At 44.5% G+C, this 13,243-nt stretch carries 8 protein-coding genes and 1 tRNA gene; 5 read left to right on the top strand and 4 right to left on the bottom strand.

What is annotated here, in order from left to right:
* Together vabS and AACU59_RS03895 are read left to right on the top strand one after the other, a co-directional pair.
* Positions 1–1,279: vanchrobactin export MFS transporter VabS (vabS, locus tag AACU59_RS03900; RefSeq protein WP_237666635.1), on the top strand; the 1,279-nt coding region annotated here is incomplete at its 5' end.
* 247 nt (positions 1,280–1,526) lie between these two features.
* Complete coding sequence (locus AACU59_RS03895) at positions 1,527–2,450, top strand: isochorismatase family protein (RefSeq protein ID WP_094124597.1); 924 nt, start codon at positions 1,527–1,529, stop codon at positions 2,448–2,450.
* Positions 2,451–2,546: 96 nt separating this feature from the next.
* On the opposite strand, the gene vabE is transcribed toward AACU59_RS03895, so the two are convergent.
* Together vabE and AACU59_RS03885 are read right to left on the bottom strand one after the other, a co-directional pair.
* Positions 2,547–4,178, bottom strand: a complete 1,632-nt coding sequence (gene vabE / locus AACU59_RS03890) for a 2,3-dihydroxybenzoate-AMP ligase VabE (RefSeq protein WP_094145588.1) — start codon at positions 4,176–4,178, stop codon at positions 2,547–2,549.
* Between the two features lie 3 nt (positions 4,179–4,181).
* Positions 4,182–5,369 carry an isochorismate synthase gene (locus AACU59_RS03885; protein ID WP_094129639.1) on the bottom strand — a complete coding sequence of 396 codons (1,188 nt, stop codon included), beginning with the start codon at positions 5,367–5,369 and terminating at the stop codon, positions 4,182–4,184.
* A 176-nt stretch (positions 5,370–5,545) separates the two neighbouring features.
* On the opposite strand from AACU59_RS03885, the gene AACU59_RS03880 reads away from it, so the two are divergent.
* Positions 5,546–6,322: a 2,3-dihydro-2,3-dihydroxybenzoate dehydrogenase gene (locus tag AACU59_RS03880; protein WP_017044378.1), complete on the top strand. Its 777-nt coding sequence runs from the start codon at positions 5,546–5,548 to the stop codon at positions 6,320–6,322.
* A 59-nt stretch (positions 6,323–6,381) separates the two neighbouring features.
* On the opposite strand, the gene AACU59_RS03875 is transcribed toward AACU59_RS03880, so the two are convergent.
* Complete coding sequence (locus AACU59_RS03875) at positions 6,382–7,455, bottom strand: 3-deoxy-7-phosphoheptulonate synthase (protein WP_094129633.1); 1,074 nt, start codon at positions 7,453–7,455, stop codon at positions 6,382–6,384.
* 586 nt (positions 7,456–8,041) lie between these two features.
* Between AACU59_RS03875 and AACU59_RS03870 the strand changes: the two genes are divergently transcribed.
* Entirely contained in the window at positions 8,042–10,327 is a 2,286-nt protein-coding gene (locus tag AACU59_RS03870; RefSeq protein ID WP_094144656.1) for a glycoside hydrolase family 9 protein, read from the top strand.
* A 151-nt stretch (positions 10,328–10,478) separates the two neighbouring features.
* Here the strand turns inward: AACU59_RS03870 and AACU59_RS03865 are convergent.
* Positions 10,479–10,554 (bottom strand) — tRNA-Asn (locus AACU59_RS03865).
* Positions 10,555–11,100: 546 nt separating this feature from the next.
* Between AACU59_RS03865 and uvrB the strand changes: the two genes are divergently transcribed.
* A complete protein-coding gene (gene uvrB / locus AACU59_RS03860; RefSeq protein ID WP_029189720.1) occupies positions 11,101–13,131 on the top strand; it encodes an excinuclease ABC subunit UvrB in 2,031 nt (676 codons plus the stop codon).
* Positions 13,132–13,243 lie beyond the last annotated feature (112 nt).

The following is a 13,243-nucleotide window of genomic DNA, read 5'->3' as shown; positions in this document are numbered from 1 at the left end:
ACTAAAAGACAACCCACATTTCCGAATGGTCTTTATGGCCCGCATGATGTCAGTGCTTGCTCTTGGCATGATGACGGTCGCGGTGCCGATACAGATACATCAAATGACCGGTTCGACCTTGCAGGTAGGTCTTATCATGGCATTGGATGGTATCGGGATGTTTGTTGGCCTGCTGCTAGGAGGCGTATTGGCCGATAAGTACGATCGCCGTCGATTGATTTTGTTCGCACGCGCGACCTGTGGTATTGGGTTTGCTGCATTAGCATTCAATAGCATAGTCGCGCAATCCTCCTTAGCGGCTCTCTATATCCTCTCGGTGTGGGATGGTTTTTTTGGCGCTATGGGTATGACGGCCTTGATGGCTGCTTTACCGACCATCGTTGGCCGACAAAAATTACCTGAAGCTGCCGCATTGAGTATGCTAACGGTTCGATTGGGTATGGTTCTTTCGCCAGCGATTGGCGGCTTACTGATCACTGTTGGTGATGTCAGTTGGAACTATATTGCGGCTTCTGTTGGAACGCTTTGTACGCTGATCCCACTGTTTAGATTACCTTCGATGAAACCGCAACATCATACGCCGGAGAATCCATTTCAATCACTGTATGAAGGTGTTCAATTTCTATTTTCAAACAAAGTGGTTGGCTGTGTGGTGCTGTTTGGCACACTCGAAACATTAGCAACAGCGATTAGAGTGATGTTCCCTGCGTTAGCTTTAGTCTCATTTCAGGGTACCGCCGCTAACGCAGGTGTGATGTATTCGGCCATTCCGTTGGGGGCGATGTGTGGCGCACTGACTTCAGGTTGGGTAAAACAGTCGCAAAAGCCAGGAATGGTCTTAATCTACGCGACGTTAGGCTCATTTTTAGCGATTGTGGCTATGGGGCTTGTGAATAATTTTTGGTGGTTTGCTCTCATCTTAGTTGGCTATGGTTATTTGGGTTCGGTCGCTTCTCTGATTCAATATTCGATCGTACAAGGACACACTCCAGATCACCTGTTAGGCCGCGTAAGTAGCTTATGGACGGCGCAAGATGTATCGGGAGACTCGATTGGAGCACTCGGTTTAGGGGCGTTGGGTAAAGTGCTAGCACCAACGATGTCGATCCTCACTTTTGGTTTAGGTGCAACGGGAATTGGTGCGTTGATGGTGATGGCATTTCGCTCATTACGCCAAGCGACTCTGTTTGATCCAGCGCTTATCGTTAACACAAGCTCAGAACCTAACGTCTCCTCAGATGAGGTCACTTCCCAACCTGCGGCGCAAACGATGAATTAGCTATTCGTTTTGTGGTGGGCTCTCGTTGTGTTGCCGTGAGTCGAGAGCGGTACGTTATGCATATAATTGAGAATTAATCTCATTAACAATTGATTTTTATGCGTAGACTGCTTTAGTATTAATGAAATGATAATTGTTACCATTTGAGTGGCGATTGTCGACGAATACGAGCCTCTTATTTCTGAAGTCGTTATTGGCTTTAAGGCATCACGAACGAGAAAAGCCTCTTTTAACAAGGATTACATTTATGGCGATTCCCAAAATAGCCAGCTACTCCATTCCGTTGGCTGAAACATTTCCGAAAAACAAAGTTCATTGGCATGTCCAAGCGGATAGAGCGGTACTGCTCATTCACGATATGCAAAAGTACTTTATCAACTTTTTTGATCATTCTCAGGCACCCGTTCCTGAGTTATTAGCGAATATTTCAGAGCTGAAATCACTGGCTCGTCAGGCAAATATCCCCGTGGTGTACACAGCACAACCTCCTAACCAAGACCCAGTAGAGAGAGCGCTGCTGACTGATTTTTGGGGAACAGGGCTGACAAAAGATACTGAGATTGTGTCTGAGCTTTCACCTGAAGACGGGGATATCCAATACACCAAATGGCGTTATAGCGCGTTTAAGAAAACGCCGCTGTTGGAGTGGATGAAAGAGACACAGCGTGACCAGTTGATCATTGTGGGTGTCTATGCACATATAGGTATCTTATCTACGGCGTTAGATGCTTTTATGTTGGATATACAGCCTTTTGTGGTCGGTGACGCTGTGGCTGATTTCTCTTTGGAAGATCATCATCATACGTTGAAATACATCACGGAGCGTGTTGGTTGCGTGACTTCGCTTGAGGCATTAAAACCACAAATGATCCACAGTCAAGAAACCAGATTATTGAGCCTTGAACAGATGCGTCAGCAAGTGGCTGAGCTATTGGATCTCGATTTAGATGAAGTGGATGTAGATGAGAAGCTCACTTTTCTTGGCTTAGATTCTATCCGCGCGGTTACCTTATTTGAATCATGGCGCAAGATGGGCATAGAGTGCGCCTTTTCAGAGATGATTAAATATTCAACTTTAAGAGAGTGGTGGCATGTGATGGAGCCTAGTGTTGTTGCTCAGTCGTCACATCAAGTCACGGACACACGTTCCACTGAAGAGCAACCGGTTTGAGTATACTGGGCCACTAGAATAGGGAAAGAGAACGCATCGCCCAGCAAAAGCCGATATCGACGATATCGGCTTTTTTGAGCGCCTGTGTTGTCATGATTAGTGAGAGTATTGCGTTCTTAACCATTTTTTGTTGACTTTGCCCACGGGGGTTTTAGGTAATTCATCGACGAAATGGATGTGATCAGGGATCTTAAATTCTGCTAATCCTTGAGCGTGTAAAAATCGTTTGAGAGTAATGGGTTTGAGCGTTTTACCGTTATCTGGAACGACAATGGCGCAACTGCGTTCACCAAGAAACTCATCAGCAATAGCAACCAAAGCCACATCATGAACATCCTGATGTTGAAGTAGCAGGTTTTCAACCTCTTCGGCTGCGATTTTTTCACCACCACGATTGATCTGATCTTTATCTCGTCCCGTGACGATAATATTGCCTTCAGCCGTCTTACGCACTCTGTCACCTGTGATATAGAAGCCTTGGTCGGTGAATGAGCGCTGGTTATGTTCTGGAGCTCGGTAATAACCTCGAATCGTATAAGGGCCTCTGGTCATGAGCAAGCCTTCCTCACCCACCGCAGCGGGCTCACCCTCATCGTTGATTATCATCACTTCATCATCAGCTGAAATTGGGTGTCCTTGAGTAGTAACAATCACGCTGAGTGGGTCATCAAGTCGTGTGTAATTAACCAACCCTTCAGCCATTCCAAACACTTGCTGTAATTGACAGTGAAGAGTCGTCGGTAAGCGCATTGCTGCGGCCTCACTAAACTTCGCTCCGCCGACTTGTACCAGAGTGAGGCTAGCGATGTTTTCTGTAGCGGACTCGGCGTATTTCATCCACAGTAGCGCTAACGGCGGCACTAGCGCTGCAACGGTAATGTGGTGCTTCTCAATTAAACGGAAAGCGGTGTGCGGTGTGGTATCGGAAGCGAGCACGACACAACCGCCAGCGTAAAAGACGCCCAATGCGCCGGGCGAGCTGAGTGGAAAGTTATGCGCAACGGGAAGAACACACAAATACCTCGTTTGTGGACCAAACTGACAAATTTGAATGCTACCAAGTACGCTATAAGCGTAGTCATTGTGCGTACGAGGGATCAATTTGGGAGTGCCAGTTGTTCCGCCGGAAAGCTGGAAAAAAGCCACTTGATCAGCAAAGACCGAATCAGTAACAGGATCGTCTCCCGCGCAGTGGTAAAGCGTATCTAACTCCTGAATTTGCTCGTGTGAGGATTGACCGCAAACAATGGTATGCAAGAGAGAAGGGCAACTACTTCGTAGTTTCTGAGCGGTTTGCTGCGCGTCAAAGCCCACGATATCGTCTGAAAAAATATAGGCTTTGGCGTGAGTATGTTGGCAAAAATAGCTCAGCTCTAGATAGCGGTGCGCTGGCAGAGCTAGAACCGGTTTAATGCCCCGCATGGTCAAGGCAAAAAAGCAGAGATAGAATTCAGCACGATTGGCCATTTGTAGTACGACATTATCACCCCGCTGCAAACCTAGGGAGCTCAAGCCAGCCGCAAGGCTGATCATTTTCTGATATAAATTTTGATAGCTGTACTGGCCGAAATCATCAATCAGTGCGATGGCGTCAGGGCTTTTTTTGACGGAATCACTGAAGTAATCAAATAAGGTTCTTTGTTGCCAGTAGCCTTGTTCACGATAGCGCTGGCTGAATTGCTCTGGCCAAGGGGTAAAATCGGTCGGGTTAAGATTATTCATGACCACTCCTTAGGCGGTAAGTAATTCATCAATTTCAATACCAGCGGCTTTCAAAATGGTGCTCATTTTTGCCCCTGTTTCATCGAGTTCACTCTGCGGTGAGGATTCATTCACTATGCCAGCTCCAGCGAACACGCTCATCTCGTTTTGGCTCACTTCAGCGCAGCGTATCGTGACAACCCACTCGCCATTTCCCCGAGCGTCGCACCAACCGATCATGCCAGTGAAGTAGCCGCGGTCGAAAGTTTCGATCTGCTTAATCGCTTGGTAAGCCGATAATCTTGGATAACCACACACTGCGGGTGTTGGGTGTAACTCTGCTGCAATGCGTAGCGAGTTAATCATCGGATCATCGGCTTGTCCTTCAAGCACTGTTGATAAATGCAGCATCGTTTCGGTTTCAATCACTGATGGAACCATAGGGGTAAATAAGTTATGGCAGTAGCGGCTGAGTACTTTCTCGACTTCCTCGACGACGAAGGCATGTTCATTCAGATCTTTTTGCGTATCAAGTAATGAAGCGGAGCGCTGTTGGTTTTGCACCGCGTTGTTTGATTTAGGCCGCGAGCCCGCTAGGGGGTTAGAAACGATAAACCCGCCTTTTTTCGCCAACAACAACTCGGGACTGGCTCCCATTAACTTGGCGTTAGGGCCAATTTCAGTAGAAAAAGTGTAGCCATTGCGATTGATGGACAACAGATTACGCAATAAACGAGTTTGATCGATGTGTTGTGGAGTCGAGAGTTTCACTAAACGTGATAGCACCACTTTTGATAGTTCGGTGGTATTAAACAGCTCAAGTAAGGTTGTGACTCCTTGTTTGTAGTCGTTGCCTGTTGGCGGTGAAACAATGGTCGCTTTATGGCTCTGCTGCCCTTCTTTTTCACTGGCCCGTGGGCTACCAGAAACATAGAGCTTTTCTGGAATGAAGAAACGCGTCGCCGTCTCTTCATTAAAAGGAATTGTCGCAAATAAAATAGGATTGTCGTACTCATCTGTTTTTGCTGCTTCTAGCATCTTGGTTGCTTGATCCGCCAGCTCACAGAATGGGAGCGCTTGATTGAACTGATGAGCAATTCCCACGCCAAGCATGGTGTTGTGAGGCGAAGCAAAAAAGAAGGGAGATTCTTTTAAGTGCTCATCCAATAGCTGATTAGCCATTTTTGAAAACCCAATAACTTCACGTTTCATCACCAAAACTCCATTAATAACGTGTTACGCCTAATTGCTTATTATTTTACAAACCACTAAAGTACGCAGATTATATATGATAATAATTATCAATAACAAATGATAATTAATGTTATTAACTAAGGCTGAGATTCAGTTATGGCTATGGTTTAGTGTGGATTTAACGGAGTAAAGTTAGGAAAATGATGAAATTAGACGAAACGGTTTTATTGACTGGAGCCGGGCAGGGGATTGGTTATGCCGTGTTGGAATCTTTACTGGCGAGCGGTTATCGAGTTGTAGCGACGGATAGAAATCACCACCAATTAACTCAGCAATTAGCGAGTTTGAACGCGCGCTATACCGAGCAGCTTCATTGCTATGAGCTTGATTTACAGCATCATGATGACGTCAAAAAAAGGGTACAAGAACTGAATGAGCGCTATCAGTTTGCTCATTTCATCAGCTGCGCGGGCACATTGCACCTTGGTTCAATAACCGAATTATCGATGTCAGAGATCAAAGCGATGTTTGATGTCAATACGTTTGGCACCTTAGCCGCTTTGCAAGGTGTAGCGATAGGAATGAAAGTGCGCCAGCGTGGCAATGTTATTGTGATTGGCTCTAATTCAGCGAATACGCCTCGGCTCAATATTGGAGCATATGCGGCATCTAAATCGGCTTTGCATATGTTGGTCAAGTGCGCAGCTCTTGAGCTTGCAAACGATGGAATTCGATGCAATATCGTTAGCCCAGGCTCAACACGCACCGAAATGCAAACGCAGTTATGGAACAGCGAATATGGTGAAAGAGAAGTGATAAAAGGTAATCTTGAACAGTACCGTTTGGGGATACCCCTTGGCAAAATGGCGGAGCCCGAAGACATTGCTGGGGTTGTTATGTTTTTGATGTCCAATGCAGCAAGTCAAATCACCATGCATGATTTGAGAGTGGATGGCGGCGCTACACTCGATAATTAAGTGAAGGCCACTGACGATAGGCAAGGTGAAGCAAACGGGAGCTTCACCTTAGTGGTGGTTTACACTGGAGCGTGACAATATTGCTGCTGTTGAAGTGTTGCGACCGCATCATCGAGCGTATTTAAAAAGCACATTGTATCCTCCCAACTTAAGCACTCATCAGTGATGGATTGGCCGTAGCAGAGCGGACCTTTATTCAAAGCTTGGCTACCGCCTTGCAAAAAGCTTTCGCACATTACTCCCGCAATGTGGCGCTCTCCAGACAGCAGTTGCTGGGCTATGTTGTTTATTACATCCAATTGATTCTTAGCGATTTTCCCACTATTACCGTGGCTGCAGTCAATCACCAGCCTGCTGCTGAGCTGGCTATGGTGTAATTGATAAGCCGCACTTTTAACACTGTGACTTGCATAGTTTGGCGTGACACCACCACGTAAAATGATATGGCAATATGGATTACCTTGAGTTTGCACCGCAACCGGTTGTCCATTCTCACCCGCCATAATCAACAGATGTGAATCGTTAGCGGCATGAATCGCATCGATTGCAATGGTCGTATTGCCGTCAGTACCATTTTTAAAACCAATAGGGCAGTGCAATGCCGAAGCGAGTTGGCGATGCGGTTGTGATTCAGTGGTTCTTGCGCCAACCGCACCCCAACAAATAAGGTCCGCGATATACGGTGCGATATGCGTATCTAAAAACTCAGTTGCTGTTGGTACACCCAGCGCTAGGACTGACTTGAGTAATTCACGGCTAGAGCTGAGCCCTTTGAGTAAGTTAAATTGACCGTTGAGATCAGGGTCAACCATGTATCCTTTCCAGCCAGTCCGCGTTCTCGGTTTTTCAAAATAAGTTCTCATCACCAACTTGAGAGTGCTGCTGAACTGTTTTTGTGCCTTTGCGAGTCGTTGTGCATAGTCAATTGCAGCCTCAGGGTCGTGGATTGAACATGGCCCAATAATCACCAACATCCTTGAGTCACGACCCGACAAGATATTTTGAATGTCTTGGCGGTGTTGGTGAACGGCCATTGATCGTTGATTATCGGTTTCTGATGATTGGTCTAGAAGGTATAGATTAGGTAAAGGAGTGATTGATGAAGCGTTCATCACATTATGTAGAGATTTCATGGGCACTATCCGCATAAACATTACGATGTAATGATAATTATTATCATTAATTATTTTCGATAGTGTGAAACATTTGTACAATTGTCAATATGTAAACAGATTTAAATCAAAATGGGGGAACGCGTTTAAAATGAGCAGGTAGCAATGATCAATCACTAATATGTTTGTGATGATTGTGTTTTTTTTGGTCTCCTGCCGCAGATCAATACATTAATGCCCACGGTGATTGGTGAGCGTTTGGGGTTACCAATAGAAGATTTTTACCATGGTCGTTTAGTTCAAGAGTACAAGCTGCCCTTATGCTCATATCAAAGGTCTAGATAGTTAGCCGGGCTCAAGAGTATGTTGTAAAGGCTATAAAGTTAGTTTACCCCCGATTGATATAATTGTTCGCTAGAAAACAAGTCAATTTATCGATGAGATTTCCTTGAAACAGATTCATTAACCTAGAGGTAAGTGCTAGCAGTATCACGAAGAGAGAAATAGGCGTTTTTAGAACGGTTCTTTTGTGCTCAGACATCTACTTATTAGCCATGAAAATCGCTTAATTTCAATGGTGTTGTAATTTATATGTCTAGGAGTAAATATGCATAAGTTCAAACTATCATTGGCAACAATACTCATTCTTTCATCGTGTTCTGCTTATGCAAATGAGCAAATTAAGAACGGCAAATTTAACGGGAACATGGATGGTTGGTGGAATGCTGGTGCAGATGTAAAAATCAAAAATGGCGAAGCATGTCTTGAGATTAGAAGTCCAGGAGAGAACCCTTGGAATGTGATTTTAGGACAGGGCGGGATTGGGTTAGCAAACAAAGCAGATTATGAAGTTTCATTTGATGCTTATGCAACCGTTGATACTCAAATGAGAACGCTTATTCAGCATGAAGGTCCTCCTTATACCAACTATTTTGTGGATGATACAAAAGTCTCACTGAAGAAGAAGAGCTATAAGTTTAAGTTCAGCCATGATGTTGAAAGCGATGCTAAAACTGAGTTCCAGTTTCAAATGGGCGCCCAGAAAAAGGGAACCGTATGCGTTAGCAATGTTTCAGTCGTCGGTGAGAAATACATTGAAGAGCTGAAGATAAATTCTGTTCGTGCTAACCAAGTCGGTTACCTTCCTCAAGCAGATAAGTTTGTGTTTGTCGCGAATGAATCTAAAGAGCCATTAAAGTGGGTGCTAACAAACAACAGCAATATCAATGTCGATTTAGGTAAAACGGAAGTTTTTGGTCTTAATAAGGCATCAGGCGAGTTTATTCACCGTATTGACCTATCGAACTACAGATCAGATATGAGTGGCTTGAAAGTAAAAGTCGGTGAAGACGAGAGCTTGCCATTTAGCATTAGCAAAGATATCTACAGTCAGTTGAAGTACGATGCATTGTCTTACTTCTACCAAAACCGTAGTGGTATTGAGATTGATAAGGCTCTGGTACAGCGTGACGATCTAGCGCGTCCCGGCGGTCATATGAGCGATGTGGTTACCTGTTTTAATAAGACGGACAGCTGGGGTAATAAATGGCCAGGCTGTGATTTTTCTGTCGATGTAACTGGCGGTTGGTATGATGCTGGCGACCATGGTAAGTATACGGTTAACAGCGGTATCTCGACTTGGACTCTTTTGAACCTGTTTGAAAGAGGTAAATGGCTAGATAACACACCAATTCCTTTTGCAGAAGGGAAAGTGAAAATTCCAGAAGCAGGAAATGGCGTCAATCCTTTGTTGTCAGAGGCTCGTTGGAATATCGAATTTATATTGGCAATGCAGATCCATAGTGACCAACCTGTAGCGGTTCCTGCTGGTGACCAGTCTGAAGATAAAACACTTAAACTGACTAAGATTGACGCAAAAGGTATGGCTTTCCATAAAGTTGCTGATGAAGCTTGGACAGGTATGCCACTGCCACCTCATATGGACACCCAGAAGCGATATGTGGGTTATCCAACCACTGCGGCTACGTTGAACTTATCAGCAATTGGTGCTCAATGTGCGCGAATTTGGAAAGAGATTGATCCTGCGTTCTCAAAAAACTGTTTGAATGCGGCGCAAGAGGCTTGGGAAGCCGCGAGCAAAAATCCTCATATTCTTGCCTATGATAACTTCACAGGGTCGGGCCCATATGATGATAAAGAGCTTTCAGACGAGTTCTACTGGGCTGCAAGTGAACTTTATATCACCACAGGTGACAGCAAGTACCTTAAAGCAGTGAAAGCTTCTCCTCATTATCTAGAGACACCAAAAGGTAACATTGAAGCAGATGGCGAAATGTTCTGGGGGTACACAGCGCCTTTAGCAACAATAAGCTTGGCCGTTGTGCCTAATGGATTGGGTGAGGATCAAATTAAAGTTGCAAGGAAAAACTTAATCGCAACCTCTGATAACTTTGTGGGCCAGATTAATAACGAGGGTTATCATATTCCTTACACGGTAGAAGAGTATCCGTGGGGATCGAACTCGAGTTTTGTAAATAGAGCTATCTTCTTAATCTATGCGAATGATTTCACCGGCGATATTAAGTATGTAAAAGCGGCTGCAAATGCGATGGATTACTTACTAGGCGCGAACCCAATGAACCTGTCTTATATTACAGGTTACGGCACCAATGCGGCTAAAAGTCCACATCACCGTTTTTGGGCACATGCTGCGGATGAAAAGTCACCAGCTCCAGCACCTGGCGCACTAGTGGGTGGACCCAACTCAGTGAGTTACAGTGATCCAGTCGCTGCGACATTGAAGGGGCAGTGTGTTGGCCAAACCTGTTATAGAGATAACATTAATGCATGGTCGTTTAATGAGATCACGATTAATTGGAATGCTCCTCTCGTTTGGGTTTCTTCTGCTTTGGATGAAGGGCAATTATATTGATTAACGGGTCACTTTTTTGGGAAAAATATTTATGTACCTAAACTTCTAAGCCAGTACGAGTCAGGAAAAGACGTTAAGAGAATACAATCTCTTGAAATAGCTAGGTTTAGATACAAAAAAAGACGTCCTAGGACGTCTTTTTTCTTGAATTTGGCTCCCCCTGCAAGACTTGAACTTGCGACATACGGATTAACAGTCCGCCGTTCTACCGACTGAACTAAGGGGGAATTGCTTTGAGCGGTGCGAATGGTAGCGAGTGGGGTGTCCAGTGTCAACCTTTCCAGCCGAAGAAAAAGTAAAAATATTTCCCTGAAAATACTTTACTTTTCTGTACCCCTTATCGGCATTAGGCTAGGTTTAGTTATCCACCAAAATTGTGGATAAGTGTGTTGACGAATCCTGAGCAATTCGTTTCATCAATGAATGTTGAGTTATTACTCTACTCATTTGTTGAGTTTATTTTTTATATAACACTATGTTTTTTATTTTATTTTTTGATTTATCAACTGAAATTATCAATAAGAAATGAAAATGAATGGCGATGAGAAAAAGGGAGTCATTTTGAAATTTTGGGGAAAACAAGTGGATTATTTTTGAAAGTTAGGAGTGGTTTTTTACGAATCAGGCCGAAGATGGTAGCAAACGTATGGAGAAGAAACTAGCATTTTTTCAAAACAGGGGTGATTTACGACGCAACTATTTTGAACAATTACTTGCAACAAAACATGGCTAACAGCGAGAATGCCTATTCAGTTATAGAGGACAACGGCATTATGAGCAAAACGTTTGAATTGGTATCGGGCTATCAACCCTCAGGCGATCAACCTACGGCGATCAAGCAATTGTTTGATGGGCTAGATGCAGGTCTTGCTCATCAAACCTTATTGGGTGTGACGGGTTCAGGGAAAACATTCACCTTGGCTAATGTGATCGCCAAGGCGCAGCGTCCGGTTATCTTGTTGGCACCGAATAAAACGCTCGCAGCCCAGCTGTATGGTGAGATGAAGTCATTTTTCCCCAATAATGCGGTTGAGTATTTCGTCTCTTATTACGACTACTACCAGCCAGAGGCGTATGTGCCGACCACGGACACATTTATAGAAAAAGATTCCTCGATTAACTCACACATAGAACAAATGCGACTCTCCGCGACTAAAGCGCTGCTTGAGCGTAAAGATGCGATTATTGTAGCTTCTGTATCGGCGATCTACGGTTTGGGTGATCCTGATTCTTATCTGAAAATGATGCTGCATGTTCGCCGTGGCGATGTAATGGATCAGCGCGACATTATCCGCCGTTTAGCCGAGCTCCAATACACACGTAACGATATGGCGTTTGAACGTGGTCAATTTAGAGTTCGTGGAGAGGTGATCGATATCTTTCCCGCGGAATCGGATTATGCGGCCGTGCGTGTTGAAATGTTTGATGATGAGGTAGATTGCATCAGTTTGTTTGACCCATTGACGGGCGCAATGATTCAGCGAGATCTTCCTCGCTATACCATCTATCCTAAAACGCACTACGTTACGCCAAGAGAGCGCATTGTCGATGCGATAGAGCACATCAAAGAGGAGCTGCGAACTCGCCAAGCCTATCTGTTGGAAAACAATAAACTACTCGAAGAGCAGCGCATATCGCAGCGTACTCAATTTGATATTGAAATGATGAATGAGCTCGGTTTTTGTTCAGGTATTGAAAACTATTCACGTTATCTTAGTGGGCGAAAAGAGGGAGAGCCGCCTCCGACCCTGTTTGACTATCTACCGCATGACGGTTTATTGATTATCGACGAATCACACGTAACCGTGCCGCAAATTGGCGCGATGTTCAAAGGTGATCGTTCACGTAAAGAAACGTTAGTGGAGTTTGGTTTCCGGTTGCCTTCCGCTTTAGATAACCGTCCATTAAAGTTTGAAGAGTTCGAATCACTTGCGCCGCAGACGATTTTTGTTTCTGCTACCCCGGGCAACTATGAGCTAGAAAAATCAGCCGGACAAATTGTGGATCAAGTGGTGCGCCCAACCGGACTACTTGATCCCGTGCTGGAAGTACGACCAGTTGCAACACAAGTGGATGATGTGTTGTCAGAGATCCGCATTCGCTCAGCGAAAGATGAACGTGTGCTGATCACGACATTGACTAAACGCATGGCTGAAGACTTAACTGAGTATCTTCATGAACATGGGGTTAAGGTCAGATATCTGCACTCAGATATTGATACTGTTGAGCGGGTTGAGATTATTCGCGACCTTCGCCTAGGCGAATTTGATGTGTTAGTGGGTATTAACTTACTGCGTGAAGGTTTGGATATGCCTGAAGTCTCTCTTGTCGCAATTCTTGATGCGGATAAAGAAGGCTTTCTACGTTCAGAACGTTCATTAATTCAGACCATTGGCCGTGCGGCACGTAACATTGAAGGCAAAGCGATTCTCTATGCTGACCGCATTACTAACTCAATGAAAAAAGCGATGGATGAGACCGATCGTCGCCGTGAAAAGCAGCAAGCACACAATGAAGAACAAGGGATAACACCTCAGGCGCTAAAACGTAATGTCAAAGACATTATGGAGTTAGGTGATATTACTAAGTCCAAGCAGCAGAGGATGAGCAAACAAGTACCTTTGTCGAAGGTGGCAGAAAGCTCGCAAACTTATGAAATATTCACGCCGCTACAACTGGAAAAAGAGATCGCCAAACTAGAAGGGTTAATGTACAAACACGCACAAAACCTAGAATTTGAATTGGCTGCCGAAAAGCGTGACCAAATTGAAAAACTGCGTCAGCAGTTCATTACCAACAGTTAAAAAAATAGCCAATAGAAAAAGGTCTATTGGCTGTTATTTGTGAACACTTTATTCACTAACAACGTCAGTTGGCTAGGTGACCCCTAAGGGTCATATTGAATAGAGCACATAT

This window comes from Vibrio sp. V23_P3S9T160 (assembly GCF_963886625.1).
In the GTDB taxonomy this organism is placed as follows: domain Bacteria; phylum Pseudomonadota; class Gammaproteobacteria; order Enterobacterales; family Vibrionaceae; genus Vibrio; species Vibrio anguillarum.
This window is presented reverse-complemented; position numbering and strand designations above follow the sequence as displayed.